The organism is Nocardia sp. NPDC050697 (genome assembly GCF_040654395.1).
GTDB lineage: Bacteria > Actinomycetota > Actinomycetes > Mycobacteriales > Mycobacteriaceae > Nocardia.
In genome coordinates, this window is the sequence record NZ_JBFAHY010000003.1 from 571,110 (window position 1) to 585,630 (window position 14,521).

16 protein-coding genes are annotated in these 14,521 nt (G+C 70.7%); 3 read left to right on the forward strand and 13 right to left on the reverse strand.

Features of this window, described 5'->3' with window-relative positions; all coding sequences use genetic code 11:
* Positions 1-232: 232 nt before the first annotated feature.
* Together AB0H71_RS14495 and AB0H71_RS14500 are read right to left on the reverse strand one after the other, a co-directional pair.
* Positions 233-1,018: a 2-keto-4-pentenoate hydratase gene (locus AB0H71_RS14495; protein ID WP_357019809.1), complete on the reverse strand. Its 786-nt coding sequence runs from the start codon at positions 1,016-1,018 to the stop codon at positions 233-235.
* Positions 1,019-2,620 (reverse strand): FAD-binding protein, encoded by a 1,602-nt coding sequence (locus AB0H71_RS14500; protein WP_357019812.1) that lies wholly within the window; start codon positions 2,618-2,620, stop codon positions 1,019-1,021. It abuts the gene before it with no gap.
* Positions 2,621-2,715: 95 nt separating this feature from the next.
* Between AB0H71_RS14500 and kstD the strand changes: the two genes are divergently transcribed.
* The 3 genes from kstD to AB0H71_RS14515 are packed head-to-tail and all read left to right on the forward strand — an operon-like array spanning position 2,716 to position 6,179.
* The gene (gene kstD, locus AB0H71_RS14505; RefSeq protein ID WP_357019814.1) at positions 2,716-4,398 is read left to right on the forward strand and encodes a 3-oxosteroid 1-dehydrogenase; all 1,683 of its coding nucleotides are present in this window, start codon (positions 2,716-2,718) and stop codon (positions 4,396-4,398) included.
* On the forward strand, positions 4,398-5,258 hold the full coding sequence (locus AB0H71_RS14510) for a MaoC/PaaZ C-terminal domain-containing protein (protein WP_357019817.1): 861 nt from the start codon (positions 4,398-4,400) through the stop codon (positions 5,256-5,258). Before kstD ends, AB0H71_RS14510 begins: the two co-directional genes overlap by 1 nt.
* Positions 5,259-5,315: 57 nt before the next feature.
* Positions 5,316-6,179, forward strand: coding sequence for an NAD-dependent epimerase/dehydratase family protein (locus tag AB0H71_RS14515; RefSeq protein WP_357020384.1), 864 nt, complete (start codon positions 5,316-5,318; stop codon positions 6,177-6,179).
* Between the two features lie 9 nt (positions 6,180-6,188).
* On the opposite strand, the gene aat is transcribed toward AB0H71_RS14515, so the two are convergent.
* The 11 genes from aat to AB0H71_RS14570 all read right to left on the reverse strand — a co-directional run bounded on the left by aat (position 6,189) and on the right by AB0H71_RS14570 (position 14,486).
* Positions 6,189-6,917, reverse strand: coding sequence for a leucyl/phenylalanyl-tRNA--protein transferase (aat, locus tag AB0H71_RS14520; protein ID WP_357019820.1), 729 nt, complete (start codon positions 6,915-6,917; stop codon positions 6,189-6,191).
* 40 nt (positions 6,918-6,957) lie between these two features.
* Positions 6,958-7,347, reverse strand: coding sequence for a DUF4870 domain-containing protein (locus tag AB0H71_RS14525; RefSeq protein ID WP_357019823.1), 390 nt, complete (start codon positions 7,345-7,347; stop codon positions 6,958-6,960).
* A 111-nt stretch (positions 7,348-7,458) separates the two neighbouring features.
* Entirely contained in the window at positions 7,459-7,959 is a 501-nt protein-coding gene (locus AB0H71_RS14530; RefSeq protein WP_357019825.1) for a flavoprotein, read from the reverse strand.
* A 14-nt stretch (positions 7,960-7,973) separates the two neighbouring features.
* Positions 7,974-8,420 (reverse strand): hypothetical protein, encoded by a 447-nt coding sequence (locus AB0H71_RS14535; RefSeq protein WP_357019827.1) that lies wholly within the window; start codon positions 8,418-8,420, stop codon positions 7,974-7,976.
* A 190-nt stretch (positions 8,421-8,610) separates the two neighbouring features.
* Positions 8,611-9,099 (reverse strand): hypothetical protein, encoded by a 489-nt coding sequence (locus AB0H71_RS14540; RefSeq protein ID WP_357019830.1) that lies wholly within the window; start codon positions 9,097-9,099, stop codon positions 8,611-8,613.
* Positions 9,096-10,370: a DUF58 domain-containing protein gene (locus tag AB0H71_RS14545; RefSeq protein ID WP_357019833.1), complete on the reverse strand. Its 1,275-nt coding sequence runs from the start codon at positions 10,368-10,370 to the stop codon at positions 9,096-9,098. The genes AB0H71_RS14540 and AB0H71_RS14545 overlap by 4 nt, the downstream gene beginning before the upstream one ends.
* Positions 10,367-11,329, reverse strand: coding sequence for a MoxR family ATPase (locus AB0H71_RS14550; protein ID WP_357019835.1), 963 nt, complete (start codon positions 11,327-11,329; stop codon positions 10,367-10,369). Before AB0H71_RS14550 ends, AB0H71_RS14545 begins: the two co-directional genes overlap by 4 nt.
* A 31-nt stretch (positions 11,330-11,360) precedes the next feature.
* Positions 11,361-11,864, reverse strand: a complete 504-nt coding sequence (locus AB0H71_RS14555; RefSeq protein WP_357019837.1) for a hypothetical protein — start codon at positions 11,862-11,864, stop codon at positions 11,361-11,363.
* A complete protein-coding gene (locus AB0H71_RS14560) occupies positions 11,861-12,784 on the reverse strand; it encodes a DUF4129 domain-containing protein (RefSeq protein WP_357019840.1) in 924 nt (307 codons plus the stop codon). The genes AB0H71_RS14555 and AB0H71_RS14560 overlap by 4 nt, the downstream gene beginning before the upstream one ends.
* A gap of 214 nt (positions 12,785-12,998) precedes the next feature.
* Complete coding sequence (gene zapE / locus AB0H71_RS14565; protein WP_357019843.1) at positions 12,999-13,946, reverse strand: cell division protein ZapE; 948 nt, start codon at positions 13,944-13,946, stop codon at positions 12,999-13,001.
* A 102-nt stretch (positions 13,947-14,048) separates the two neighbouring features.
* Positions 14,049-14,486, reverse strand: a complete 438-nt coding sequence (locus AB0H71_RS14570; RefSeq protein WP_357019845.1) for an NUDIX domain-containing protein — start codon at positions 14,484-14,486, stop codon at positions 14,049-14,051.
* Positions 14,487-14,521 lie beyond the last annotated feature (35 nt).

Consider the following 14,521-nt stretch of genomic DNA (forward strand, 5'->3'; position numbering starts at 1 on the left):
CAACTCCCCCGCGACCTCACCATCGGCACCGATGGTCAGCACCAGCAACTCGCGGTCGAAGGCGGAAGGCGAAGGTGCGGGTGGCGGTGCCGCAGTAGTCGTCGCCGTCGCTGGACGGGCCGCGGCCGGCGATCGGCTCTCGTAACCACGGACCATGCCCTCGGGGCCGACGATCCCACCTCGCCCCGGAGTCGCTGCTGCCGATCCGCGCAGCGCCAGGCCCGGGCAGCTCCTATCCGAACCGCAGGCGAACCGAACCGAGCCCGGCGAACTCCGCCAGGAAGTCATCCCCCGGCCGCGCATCGATCGCCCGCGTGCAGGACCCGGGCAGCACGATATCCCCCGCCTTCAACCGCACCCCGAACCCCGCCACCTTGCGCGCCAGCCACGCCACCGCGATCACCGGATCCCCGAGCACCGCGTCACTGCGCCCCTCCGCCACCACCTCGCCATTGCGGGTGAGCACGGCGTCGATCCCCTTGATGTCGACGGAACCGGGCGCCACCCGCTCCGGCCCGAGCACGAACCCGGCGGACGACGCATTGTCCGAGATGGTGTCGCAGAGCCCGATTCTCCAGTCCTTGATCCGCGAGTCGATCAGCTCGATCGCGGGAGCGAGGGCGGTGGTCGCGGCGAGGACGTCGGCCTCGGTGCACTCCTCGCCGGGCAGGTCGGCGCCGAGCACGAAGCCCACCTCGACCTCGACCCGCGGGAAGAGGTAGTTCGCGGCGGGCACCGGCCGGTCCTCGTAGACCTCCATCTCGGCGAGCAGGTGCCCGTAGTCCGGCTCGTCGACGCCCATCATCTGCTGCATGGCCTTCGACGAGAGCCCGACCTTGTGCCCGACCACTCGCGCGCCGTTGGCCAGCCGGTGCCGGATATTCAGCAGCTGGATCTCGTAGGCGTCCACCACGTCGATCCCGGGGTGCCTGGCGACCAGCGGGTCGATCGCGACCTTGTCGCGCTCGGCGGCCGCGAGTTCGGCGGCCAGTTCGATGCGTACCGCTTCGGAGAGCACCTATCGGATTCCTTCCACGACGGCCGCCCCCGCCACCGCCCGCCCGGCGCGGCGTCCGGAGAACACGCAGTCGGCGAGCGAGAGGCCGCTCACGTAGGAGCGCGAGCAGATCCCGACGGCGGTGCGGCCCGCGGCGTAGAGGCCGGGGATGTCGGCGCCGTCGCGGTCGCGGACGGCTCCGGTCTCCTCGTTCACCACGACACCGCCGAGGGTGAGCATGGGGCAGGGGTTGGTCAGGCTCGGTTTGATACCCACATCGAACAGCCAGAACGGGCCGGTGTGGCAGGGTTCGCGGAAATCGGCGGGCTTGCCGACAGGGTCGGGGGTGCCGTCCGCGATGGCGGCGTTGTGCGCCTCGACGGTGGCGCGCAGGCCGGCCGGGTCGATGCCCGCCCTGCGGGCCGCCTCCTCGAGGGTGCCCGCCTTGACGGCCCGGCGCCGCACCGGTTCGAACTGGGCGCGCTGGAACCAGGCGCCCTCCCGGTGGATCTGCCCGAACGCGCGCCGCGCGACCACATCGTCGGCGAGCAGCCAGCCGAGGCCGCCGTGCTCGCGGACCAGTTTGCCGCCGACGGCCGCGCCGTAGCGGGTCTCGTCGATCACGCGGGTGCCCGCCGCGTCGACCAGCAATGCTCCCGCGAACGCGCTGGGCGGCAGGAGGAAGCGCCAGGCGGAGATATTGTCCATGTGCGCGGTGACGGCACCCACGCCCTGCGCCATGCGGATGCCGCTGCCGTCGTCGCCGGTGGTGCCGAGCGCGAGGCCGTGCCGGAACTCCGGGCCGTGCTCGAGCACCATCTCCCGGTTCGCGATGAAGCCGCCCGCGCTGACGATCACGCCGCGCCGGGCGAGCACCCTGGTGGTGACGCCGTATCGCTGCTCGAGACGGGCCATCCGCTGTTCCATCGCCTTGCGCAGCGGCGGGTAGTAGATGCCGGGCTTGGCCGCGAGCGCCGCCATCCGCGCGAACTGGTCGCGCACGCGGCGGGGCGCGCGGTTCATGGTCACGCACTCGACGCCGATCACCGCGCCGGTGTCGTCGGTGAGCAGGGTGGTGGCGCGGGTGCAGGTCTCCAGCTGGATTCCGGCCTTCCGCATCGAGGCGAGCAGCCCGGTGGCGAACTTCTTCCCGGAGACCCCGCGCCCCTTCACCCGGTGCCCGCGCTGCGCGGGCGGGATGTCGGCGAAGGCGCCGGAGAGCTCGCTGCCGGAGTGGTAGAGGTACCAGTCGTCGTTCGGGTAGGAGGTCTTGTACGGGCAGAGCGAGGGGTCGAAGGGGACGCCGTGCTCGATCAGCCACTCGATGAGCGCCGGGCTCTCGTCCACGAAACGCCGCAGCGTCTCGGGCGCGACCACCTCGCCCACCTCGCGCCGCAGGTAGGCGAGCATCCACGCCGGGTCGTCCTCGACCCCCGCCGCGCGCTGGATGCTGGTGCCGCCGCCCGCGTAGACGATGCCGCCGGAGAGCGCCGCCGCCCCGCCGCCGGCGAACCGGTCCAGCGCGAGTACCTGCGCCCCCGCTGCCGCCGCCTCCAGCGCGGCGGCGGCGCCGGCGGCCCCGGCGCCGATCACCACGACGTCGGCACTGCTATCCCACTCCATCCACCCTCCGAACTGAAACGAGTTACCCGGCTCTTATCGAGTCATCTGCCACTAGACATAGACCAAAGCCGCGTCCATTCTATAACGTGTTCTACATGAGCGATCGGGAATACGACGTGGTGGTGGTCGGCAGCGGCGCCGCCGGGATGACCGCGGCCCTCACCGCGGCACACCACGGACTCAGCGTCGTGGTCATCGAGAAGGCCGCGCACTACGGCGGGTCGACCGCGCGCTCCGGGGGCGGGGTGTGGATTCCGGGGAACAAGGCGCTGAAGGCGTCCGGGCGCCCGGACGACCGCGAGGAGGCCAGGACCTACCTGCACAGCATCATCGGCGAGGTGGTGCCGAAGGACCGGATCGACACCTACATCGACCGCGGCGCCGAGGCCTTCGACTTCGTGCTCGACCACACGCCGCTGCAGATGCGCTGGGTGCCCGGGTACTCCGACTACTACCCCGAGGCGCCGGGCGGGACGGCCGCGGGCCGCTCCTGCGAGCCCAAGCCCTTCAATGCCAAGGTGCTCGGTGCCGAGCGCTTCAAGCTGGAGCCCGCGTACAGCAAGGCTCCGCTGAACGTCGTGGTGACGCAGGCCGACTTCAAGCAGCTGAACCTGATCCGCAGGCATCCGCGCGGGATGCTGCGTGCGGCCAAGGTCGGGGCGCGCACCACCTGGGCGCGGCTGACCGGGAAGCACCTGCTCGGGATGGGCCAGGCGCTGGCGGCGGCGATCCGCAAGGGGCTGCTCGACGCCGGGGTGCCGGTGCTGCTGGAGACGCCGCTGACCGGGCTCGTCGTCGAGGACGGCCGGGTGGTCGGGGTGGATGCCGAGCAGAACGGCGAGGCGGTGCGGTTCACCGCCAAGCGCGGGGTGGTGCTGGCGACCGGCGGGTTCGACCACAATGCGGAGATGCGCGCGAAGTACCAGCGCGCCCCGATCACCACCGACTGGACCACCGGCGCCCCCGCCAATACCGGCGACGGGCACCGCGCCGCGCTCGACCTCGGCGCCGATACCGACATCATGGCGGATGCCTGGTGGGGGCCGACCATCTTCAAGGGCGGCAAGCCGTGGTTCTGCCTTTCCGAGCGGAATCTGCCCGGATGCATCATCGTGAACGACCGCGGCGAGCGGTTCGGCAATGAATCCGCGCCGTATGTCGAGGCGGTGCACACCATGTACGGCGGGGAGCACGGCGCGGGCGAGGGGCCGGGCGAGAATATTCCGGCGTGGCTGGTGTTCGACCAGCGGTACCGCAATCGGTACATCTTCGCCGGGTTGCAGCCGGGGCAGCGGATTCCCAAGCGGTGGCTGGAGAACGACTACATCGTCTCGGCGCCGACGCTGGCCGAGCTGGCCGCGAAGATCGGGGTGCCCGCCGATAAGCTGGGCGCCACCGTCGAGCGGTTCAATGGATTCGCGCGGTCCGGCGTTGACGAGGATTTCCACCGCGGGGACAGCGCATACGACAAGTACTACGGCGATCCGACCGTGAAGCCGAATCCGTGCCTCGGCGCGCTGGAGGAGGGGCCGTTCTACGCGGTAGTTCTCGTGCCCGGCGACCTCGGGACGAAGGGCGGCGTCGTCACCGATACCGCGGCCCGGGTGCTGCGCGAGGATCAGAGCGTGATCGAGGGGCTGTACGCCTCCGGGAATGTGAGCGCGCCGGTCATGGGGCACACGTACGCGGGCCCCGGCGCCACCATCGGCCCGGCATTGACCTTCGGGTACCTGGCCGTTATGGATATTGTCGAGCGGAAGGCCAAGGAGGTTCGCTGATGCCCATCGATCTCGAACGCGCGCTCGGCGCCGAACTGCCGGGACGGTCGTTCTCCTGGACGCCGTCGGACGTACAGATCTACCACCTCGGGCTCGGAGCCGGAACGCGCTGGACCGACCCGGCCGAGCTGCGCTACCTCGACGATGCCGCCCCGCAGGTGCTGCCCACCTTCGCGGCCGTCGCGCCGACCGTGCACGAGACCGAGCCGCCGCGCGTGAGCTACCCGGGCGTCGATATCGACCTGGCGAAGGTGGTGCACGCGCACCAGGAAATCGTGGTGCACCGGCCTATTCCGGCCTCCGGGAAGGCGACGCTCTCCGGCCGGGTCACCGAGGTGTGGGACAAGGGTTCCGCCGCGGTTGTCGTTCGCGAGCTGACCATTGCGGGGTCCGACGGGGAGCCGCTGTGGACGGACCGGTCGTCCATCTTCGCCAAGGGCGAGGGTGGGTTCGGCGGGGAGCGCGGCCCCTCGACCAAGGTCGAGATTCCCTCGTCCGCTCCGGATTTCGAGGAGCTGGTGCCGATTCTGCCGCAGCAGGCGCTGCTGTATCGAATGAGCGGGGATCGCAATCCGCTGCATTCGGATCCTGCGTTCGCGAAGGGGGCGGGTTTTCCCGCGCCGATTCTGCACGGGTTGTGCACGTACGGGATCACCTGCAAGACGGCTACGGATGTGCTTCTCGGTAGCGATGTTTCAAAAGTCGCCGGATTCCGGGCGCGGTTCGCCGGGGTGGTTTTCCCCGGGGAGACATTGCGTATTCGCGGGTGGAAGTCCGGGGATGTGGTGACGCTCGGAGTGACCGTTGTGGAGCGGGACGATTCGCCGGTGCTGGCGGATGTGGAGTTGCGGATCGCCTAGGCGCGGGAGCGCTCGAACCCGGCGCCGGGCTGCCATGATGGCTCGGTGCGGGTACTCGTGACCGGAGCGAACGGCTATCTCGGCCGGGCCGTCGTCGCCGCGCTGCGCCGGCGGGGGCATGAACCTGTTCCGATGGTTCGCGCACCGGGCCGGGTCGGGGAATCCGGCTCGGTCCGGGTCGCCGACCTGCACGATCCGCCCTCGCTGCGGGATGCCGTTCGGGGCGTGGATGCGGTGTGTCACCTCGCCGGTCGCACGCGGGCGCGCGAATCGCTCACCGATCCGCTCGGTTATTTCCGCACCAATGCCACCGGAACCCTGGCGCTGCTCGACGCCATGGAACGGGCCGGGCTCCGCCGCATCGTCTTCGCCTCGACCGGCTCGGTCTACGGCACCCCCGGCCACCGGTCCCCGGCCCCGCCGCACCCCTACGCCGCCAGCAAGCTCGCCGCCGAGCTGGCGCTGGAATCGTTCACCGCCATCACCCTGCGGATGCTGAACATCGCCGGTGGTGCCGACCCCGACCCCACCCGCCTCCTCCCCCGCGCACTCACCGCCGCCGGGTGCGGGACGCCGCTCACGGTGCACGGCGACGGCTCCGCCGTCCGCGACTACCTGCACATCACGGATGCCGCCGATGCCTTCGCCGCCACGGTCGACCACCTGCCCGCGGTTTCGCGGGCGGTGACGTACGACGTCGGGAGCGGAGTGGGAAGCAGTGTGAAGGATGTCGTCGCCGCGGTGGAGCGCGTGACCGGGCGGGCGGTCCTGCTCGAGCACCTTCCGGCGGCAGCGGAGCCGGCGGTGTCGATCTGCGATCCGGCGCGGGTGATGGCGGAGCTGGGCTGGTCGCCTCGGCGTTCCGAACTCGAGGAGATCGTTCGGGATGCGTGGTCGGCGCAGGACAGGACGCTTCGCTGAGCTACGAGCTCACGCCGGTAGGTGGCCGGGCGCTTCCGGAATCGGGATATCGAATCGCCAGGACGGGCCGGGGCGGGCGGCGGCTCGGGTGTGGAGGGACAGGAAGTCCGCGCGGGGGATGTCGATGGCGCCGAGGGAGCTGAGGTGGCCGGAGGTGACCTGGCAGTCGATGAGCGGGAATTCCCAGGCGGTGAGTTGGGCGCAGAGCCAGTAGAGCGCGATTTTCGAGGCATCGCGGGCTCGGGAGAACATGGATTCGCCGGCGAAGGAGCGGCCGCGGGCGACGCCGTAGAGGCCGCCGATCAGGTCGCCCTCGCGCCAGACCTCGACCGAGTGGGCGTGGCCGAGGTGGTGTAGTCGCAGGTAGGCGGCCAGCATGTCGGAGCCGATCCAGGTTCCGTCTTCGTGCGCCCTCGGTTCGGCGCAATTCGCCATGACCTCGGCGAAGGCGCGGTTCATGGTGACCGCGTAGTCGGCCTTCTCGACGGCTCGGCGGTAGGACTTGGTGACCCGCAGGTCGGTGGGCACGAGAATGCTGCGCGGGTCCGGGCAGTACCACTGGATTATCTCGCCGGGGTCGTACCAGGGGAAGATTCCCGAGGAGTAGGCGTTCAGCAATCGCCGGGGGGACAGGTCACCGCCGAAGGCGATCAGCCCGGAGGGGTCCGCGAGTTCGACGGGCGGGAAGGGCTGGCCGGGATCGGCCAGGTACAACCGCATCAGGTCGGTAGCGTCCACCGGTGAGACGCTACCGACCTTCGCGCGGAGCTTCCTGCCGTCAGTTGGCCGAGGTGGCCAGCCGATCGGCGTAGGGGGCGACGAACTTTCCGACGAGAGGCAGCTCCGCCCGGGCGCCGCCGGTGTTGTTCGCCTGGATCATGGCCATCACCCAGACGACGGCGGCGAAGACCGCGAGGGCGAATCCGGCGAGGCTGAAGACGATGCCAAGTGCTCCGAGGAGCGAGCCGAGGATGCTCAGGGCGATATTGAGCACCGAGACGGCTCCGAAGAAGACGATCGACTGCGCGGCGTGGAATCGGACGTCGGGGTCGTTCTTGCCGACGAAGAGGAAGAAGATGCCGGTGAGCCAGCCGAGGGCGTAGGAGAGGATGGCGCTGGTCTTCGTGTCCAAGCCGGTGGACTGCGGGTGGTTCTGCGGAGATGTCATGCGGTAAGTAGATGCCGGGGGCGGCACCTACCGATCCCAGGTTTCAGAACTCTCCGCTGGTCAGGCCGCGGGTGAAGGCTGTCCCTTCGGCGGCGGGGAAGAAGCATCGGCTCACCCCGGCATCCGGATAGCGGCGAGCGCCACTTCCCAGGGAAACCCTCCTCCACCGGGCGGGTGGGGTTCGTAGAAGACGCGAATTCCGGATGCCCGGAGTTCGGCGAGGCTGCGGTGGAAGACGCGGTTCGCGGCGAGGACGGAATTCACGTAGGGGACGACGACCATCGGGATTCCGAGGCCGGTCAATTCGGCGAGTTTGATGAGGACGTAGGTGTCGCCGATTCCGGCGGCCCATTTGTTGATGGTGTTGTAGGTGGCGGGCGCGACGATAACGGCGTCGGCGGGTGGGAGGGGTGGGTCACCGGGGTTGCGGTGGGCGGTGCGCACCTCGTGGCCGGTGGCGGCTTCCAGGGCGGGGAGGTCGAGGAAGTGGTCGACGGCGGCGGGGGTGGCTATGCAGTGGACAGACCAGCCCTCGGCTCGGGCGGAGCGGACCATGTCCTCGGCGTGCTCGGCGGCGCCCGCGGCGCAGATGATCAGGTAGAGGGTGGGCACGGTTCGATCATGGCTTACCGGGAGTGCAGGGTGAATACGAGCGAGTAGTCCACTCGGCCGGGGGCCGTGGTGTGGCCGTTTGTCGCGGTGAATGCGCAATTCGCGACCAGACGGTACTGCGTATCCAGTTGCAGGTTCGGCACGACGGAGTACCATTGGTAATCCGCTGGAATGGACGGGTGATGGTCGCCGTATCCGCGCTTTCCCTCGACGTGGGCACCGCAGGACATCGGTCCCTGCACGATCGCGCGCACGGAATCAGACAGCCGGAGGGACCAGAACAAGCGCGGGTTCGCGGGGTCGTAGACGGCGTCGGCGGTGAAGATGCCGTGGTCGCCGTTGTAGCGGTGCGCCGTGTTCGACGGAGTGAAGTCGGCTTGTCCCGGCTTCGCGGACGCCGGGCCTGCGGTCAGGATTGCCAGGATGCAGGCGATGACAGCCGAATATGTGTAGCGCGACACGAGAACTCCCCCTGAGACGTGTGGTCGACGTCGACGTCGACCGGCAGACCTTCGGCGACATCGGTCACCGAGGCGTTGTCGAAGGCGGAGAAGTGGAACCACACGAGCGTTTCACCGATTCGGATGACGCCCGTTCCCTTCGCTGGGTTCCAGCGGTGGATTGTGCCCCTGTCCATTTCCCCTCCCGGGTTCATTGTGTCTCGGTAGCGGTCGGCGCGCCAGCAGTTTCCGGCTCGGGTTCGACCGGTCGGGAACCGTTGCGGCGCACCGCTACTCCGAGCAGCACCAGCGCAGAGAGGATCAGGATGAGGACCGGGGCGGCGAGCGGGGCGTAGGGGAGGTCGATGGGGACGCTGGCTACGGCGACCGCGCACCCGGAGAAGAAGAGGGCGCCGACCACCGAGGGGATGGTGGTGGGGACGACACCCGCGGGGGCGGTGACGGTCGCGCTGTTCAGCAGGTAGGTGGTGGCGACCAAACCGGCTGCGGCACAGACGACCAGATCGACATCGGCGAAGGCGATGAGCCCGACTGCGACGAGGACCGCGCAGACCGCGGCAATGCGGAACCACAGTCCGATGGCGGCCAGGACCAGGACGATCAGGGCGAACCAGGGCTCGACCACCCCGACGGAGACGGCGAGCAGAACGCCGGAGAGCGCGGCGAGGAAGCGTTTCATCGGCGGGCTCGAATCATGCGGCGGTGCTCGGGGATCAGCTTCATGACCTGGTCGAGCCGGGCATCCTCCGGCCAGCCGACGATATCGACGCCGACCGTCCCCATATCCCGGTACATGGCGGTGCGTTCGAGCTGCCACATCTTCCCGAGCGTGGGATCGAGCCCGGCGCGGAAGGGGGTGCCGCGCAGGACGTCGACCACGATCACCACGTGCCCGCGCTTGCGCAGGTCGATCAGGGCCAGGGCGAACTGGGTGTCGAGCAGCGTGGAGAACGCGACGATGATCGCGCCGAGCGGCACCGCGGCGTGCGGGGCGAGGGTGCCGGTCGTCGGAATGTGCTCGTCGCCGACGTCCAACACCGTGTCGACGATCCGGTAGAACTGGCGGCGCCCGATATCGGGGCGCAACCAGCGCGGGGTCTCGCCGAGGCAGACGACGGCGGTGCGGTCCCCGGCCTGCAGCGTGGACTGCACCACCTGGGCGGCGCCGCGCACGGACAGCTCCAGGGAATCGGTGGCGGGGCCGGGGGCCTGCTGGGAGGTGTCGACCAGGACGACCACATCGGCGGAGCGGTTCGTGAATCGCTCGGTGACGTAGAGCTTCCCGCGCCGGGCACTCACCGGCCAGTTGACCAGCCGCAATTGATCACCCGGCGCGTAAGCGCGGATATCCGCGTACTCGACACCCGGCCCGTGCTTCCGGGTCAGATGCACCCCGAGCCGCTCCGGCATATCGATACGCGGCAATGTCAGCCGCTGCGGGTCGGTGATCGGATACACGTACAACTGCCCGGCGGGCAGGACAGCGGTGGCAACGGCGAGCCCCGCCGGACTCAGGGCGGAAACGCGAACGGCGGCCGGATAGCGACCCCACCGCTGCGCGGAGAGCGCGAGCTTCAACCCGGCGGGCGCGAGCCCGGAATCCGAGCTCTCCTCCACATGAACAGCCAGCCCGGACAGCGGCTCCGGCGTCATTCGAAGCAGCGCGTGCCCGTCATCGACGAAGGCGGCGACCTCGAACGTCACCTCCTCGGTCTCGAAACACCGCAGCGTCCCGGCCCCGTCCACCTGGATACGGGTCCGCGACTGCTGCCACGGCGCGGTCACCAGCACCCCGATCATCGGCGCCGCGAAAACCACCAGCTGCCACCGCTGCAGCACCAGCGCGAGCAGCAAACACACCCCCGCGACCGCGAGCAGCATGAAGACCAGCGGCGCCGGCCGCCAGCGCAGCTCCGCCTCGACGCTGGCCCCTACGTCCCGATGCCTCATGAGTTCGTGGCGCGCGGCACCGGAAGGCGGCGAAGGAGTTCGGAGATCACATCCTCACCGCGTATCCGCCGCACCCACATCTCCGGCCGCAGCGTGATCCGGTGCGCCATGGCGGGCACGGCCAGCGCCTTGACGTCCTCGGGGATGACGTAGTCGCGGCCGAGCAGCAGCGCCCGCGCCCGCGACATCTGCACCAGGTCGAGCTCGGCGCGGGGGCTGGCGCCCACCTCGACCTGCGGGTGCGCGCGGGTGGCGGCGGCCAGCGCCACCACGTAGCTGACCACGTCGGGGTGCACGGTCACGTACTCCACCGACTGCCGCATCTCCAGCAGCCCCTGGGCATCCACCACCTGCCCGACCTGCGGCGGCACCGACCCGCGCTCCAGGCGGCGCCGGATCATCTGGGTCTCGTCGTGCTCGGAGAGGTAACCCAGCCGCAGCTGGATGGCGAACCGGTCCAGCTGGGCCTCGGGCAGGGGGTACGTGCCCTCGTACTCGATGGGGTTGTCGGTGGCGAGCACGATGAACGGGTCGGGCAGCGGGAAGGTCTCGCCGTCGATGCTCACCTGTCCCTCGGCCATGGCCTCGAGCAGCGCGGCCTGGGTCTTGGGCGGGGTGCGGTTGATCTCGTCGGCGAGCAGCATATTGGTGAAGATCGGGCCGCGGCGGAAGTTGAAGCGGCCGGTGTTCATGTCGTAGATGGTCGAGCCGAGCAGGTCGGCGGGGAGCAGGTCGGGGGTGAACTGCACCCGGGTGAAGTTCAGCCCGAGCGCGGCGGCGAACGATCTGGCGATGAGCGTCTTGCCGAGGCCGGGCAGATCCTCGATCAGCACGTGCCCGCCGGCCAGCACGGCCACCAGGATGAGCTGCAATTCGTCGCGTTTACCCACCACCACCCGCGACAGTTCGCGGAGGACGGCCTCGCTGCGGTGGACGGTAGCGTCCATCGGCATGGTCATGTGAACACCCGCATTTCCCTCGACCCCATTTTCACAGTCGCTGCAATCGGCGCAGGATCTCGTCCAGCGCCGCCCGGCCTGGCGCGCGACCGGTGTGGTCGCGAGTCGCCGAATCGGTCGGGTCCACCCAACGCCACAGCTCCGGCCCGAACTGCAGCAACCCCGCAGCCTCGGTGGCTCTCCGGTTCTTGGCGATCCGCAGCCCGGTGGAGAGTTCGAACTCCTTCGCCAGCATGGGACGCAGGTGCTTGTCCCAATCGGCCCTGGTCCCGTCGGCGCGGTCGGCGAGCACGGTGGCCCGCGCCTGCCAGCGCTCCAGCATCTCGGCCGGGCCGTTCTCCATGTCGGAGGGCGGCAGCTCCGGCTCGCTGAACGGCTGCCGCTCGCTCAGCCACCACCTGGCCAGCATCCACAGCACCAGCGCGAGCGGCACCGCGGCGACGAGCAGCGCCAGCTCGCGCGCCACCCGGAAGGCGATCAGCTCGACGACGAGCACGACCACCGCCCCCGCCGCCACCGCACCGGCCCGGTTCATGCCATCTCCCCCTGCAGATCGGCGAGCACGATCCGGAGCAGCTGCTCGGCGCGCATGCGCTGCCACTCCAGCATGGAGTGCGGGCTGAACCGCGCCTCCTCGAACATGGCGACGAGTTCGCGGGCCGAGGCGTCGCGCAGCGCGCCGTGCTCGAAGGCCCTTGCCAGCACCTCCATCGGGGTGTCGGAGGCGTGCGGGGCGGCGGCGCGGTCGGCGGAGAGCCCGCGCTCCATGGCGACGTAGCAGGCGATGATGGCGGTGCGGGCGTCCTGGCCGGGGGCGTTCATGGCGGCCAGCCCCATCTCGGCGGCGCGGGCCAGCGAGTCGATCTGGCTCGGGGTCTCCGGCTCCGGCGGCGCCACGACCACCCGCCTGCGGGTGTTCGGGCCGGAGAAGAGCACCACGAGCAGCCCGATCAGCGCGGCGCCGAGCAGCACGGCGGCGGTGACCGCGGTGAGCAGCAGCCCGGTGCCGTCCAGCCCGAGCGGCGCGGCGCCGGGGTCGGGGGGCGGGGCGTCGGTGGTGAGCGGTGCGGTGCCGGTCGGCGAGGGCGGCAGCACGACGGGCCCCGGCTCCTCCTCGGGCGCGGTCGCGCGCAGCAGGTACGCCACCGACCCCACCGCGAGCGCCATGGCGAGCAGCCCCAGCCCGGCGACCACGAGCACTCCGATCGGGCCCAGCTTGCCGAGTTCGCGCTCCTCCGCGCGCTCCGGCTCGGGCACCGCGAGCGGCAGCCGGTGCCTGGAGGCGATCACCCCGGCGGTCAGGATCACCAACGAGACGGTGAGCAGCACCGGCATCAGCGCGAGGGTGAGCGCCGACGGCGCGGCGGGCTCCGGCGGGCGGGGCGCGGCGGCGCCGGGCAGGTGGCCGCGGAGCGCGACGAGGGCACAGCAGAGCAGCGCGATCGATACGACCACGCGTGCGATCGGCGCTCGCGCCCTTGCCACGTTCAGTTCACCAACCCCGCTCACACCGAATTCGCCCACATAGTTACATGCCGAGTGGTCCGCTCGAGTCCGAATCGGTGACATCCGGAGGGCTCACAAACCGCTCTCACCAGCGATCTTGCCGACTGGTCGGGTTGCGCCACAAACCGCGCCGACGTCTCCTGTGGAATCTCACTCCGCTGTCTCAGGAGGTTGGAACAGGTATCAGTTCGGCGAGCCTGCTGAGCATGCGGGCCAGCCCGGGGATCGGGGCGGTGCCCGCGGCGAGTTCGGCGAGCGGGACGGTCGCCTCGACGGTGAGGTGCGCGCCCGCGTCGTGCAGCACGTCGACGAAGGTCACCAGCCGGGCGGTCCACGGCGGCGGCACCAGGCGCAGCGGGGGCACGCCGGTGAGCGTGATCCGCGGGTGGGCCGCGACCAGGGCGAGGTAGTCGGCGGCGGCAGCGGCGTCGCCGCAGACGGCGGTGAAGGTCAGGGCGATGCCGTCGCCGCCGGCGACCGGGCGGAGGGCGCGGCGCACCGGACGGCCCGGCGGTGGCAGCGCGGGTAGCTCGCCGGTGACCCGGTAGGCGCCGCCCGCGAAGCCGCCCGCGGCGCGCTCGCCGCCCGCGCGGTAGTCGCGCGGGCCGTCCACCGGGAGGACGGTGAAGCGCTCGGTGATGAGCGCGATGGTCGGCTCGAACTGCTCGTGGAAGATCGGGTTCGGCAGCAGCTCGGCCGGGGGCTGGTTGGCTGTGACGATTACCAGGGTGCGGCGGGCGAGGAGGACGTCGAGCAGGCGGGTGATGAGCATGCCGTCGCCGACGTCGTCCACCTGGAACTCGTCGAAGCAGAGCAGGTCGACATCGCCGACGACCATGTCCACCGCGGTGCGCATGGAGCCGGTGATCCGGACGGCGGCGCTCAGGTCGGCGAAGAAGCGGTGGAAGTGCAGCCTGGCCTTGTGCTTCGAGCTGGTGGCGGCGAAGAAGCGGTCCATGAGCATGGTCTTGCCGCGGCCGGGGCGGCCGTGCAGGTAGATGCCTGCCGGGCGGGTGCCGCCGGGTTTGCGGACCCGGCCGCGGCGGTCGAGCAGGGCGTCGAGGGCGGCCGCCGCCGCCTGCTGCGCGGGGTCCAGCATCGGTTCGGGCATCGGCGCACCTCCGCACCCGGTTCTAGTGCATCGGCGTCGGTGTGGGGGGCGGTCGTGAGCAGGTGCACACCGGGTCGGCGTGGGCGCGTGGGTGGCGCGCGGCTACTCCGGCCAGCCGAAATCGCTGTAGGAGACGCCCGTGCGCCAGCCGCGGATGCCGAGCGCGGGGTAGCGGATGAGGTCGTCGGGGAGGGCGTCGAGCGGGAACCAGCGGAGTTCGTAGCTCTTGTCCGGCTCGCGGTTCTCCGGGGTGCCGCGCCACCGCTCGGTGTGGAAGAAGAGGCCGAGGCGGGCATCCCGGCTCGGGCTCACCACGTGCGCGGTGTGCACCAGGCGCAGGTCGGCCGGGGCGATCTCGACCCCGACCTCCTCGCGCGCCTCCCGCACCGCGCCGAGCGCGGCCGGTTCGCCCGCCTCCAGCTTGCCCGCGGGCAGGTGCCAGCGGGCGTCGAACTCGTCGCCGCTGCGGCGCAGGCTCAGCAGGATCTCGTCCCGCCTCGTGAGCAGGACGTGCACGTCGACCAGGTGCCGGGTGATCACGGCGGCGCTCCTTCCCGGCGCGCTCGGTGTCAGCG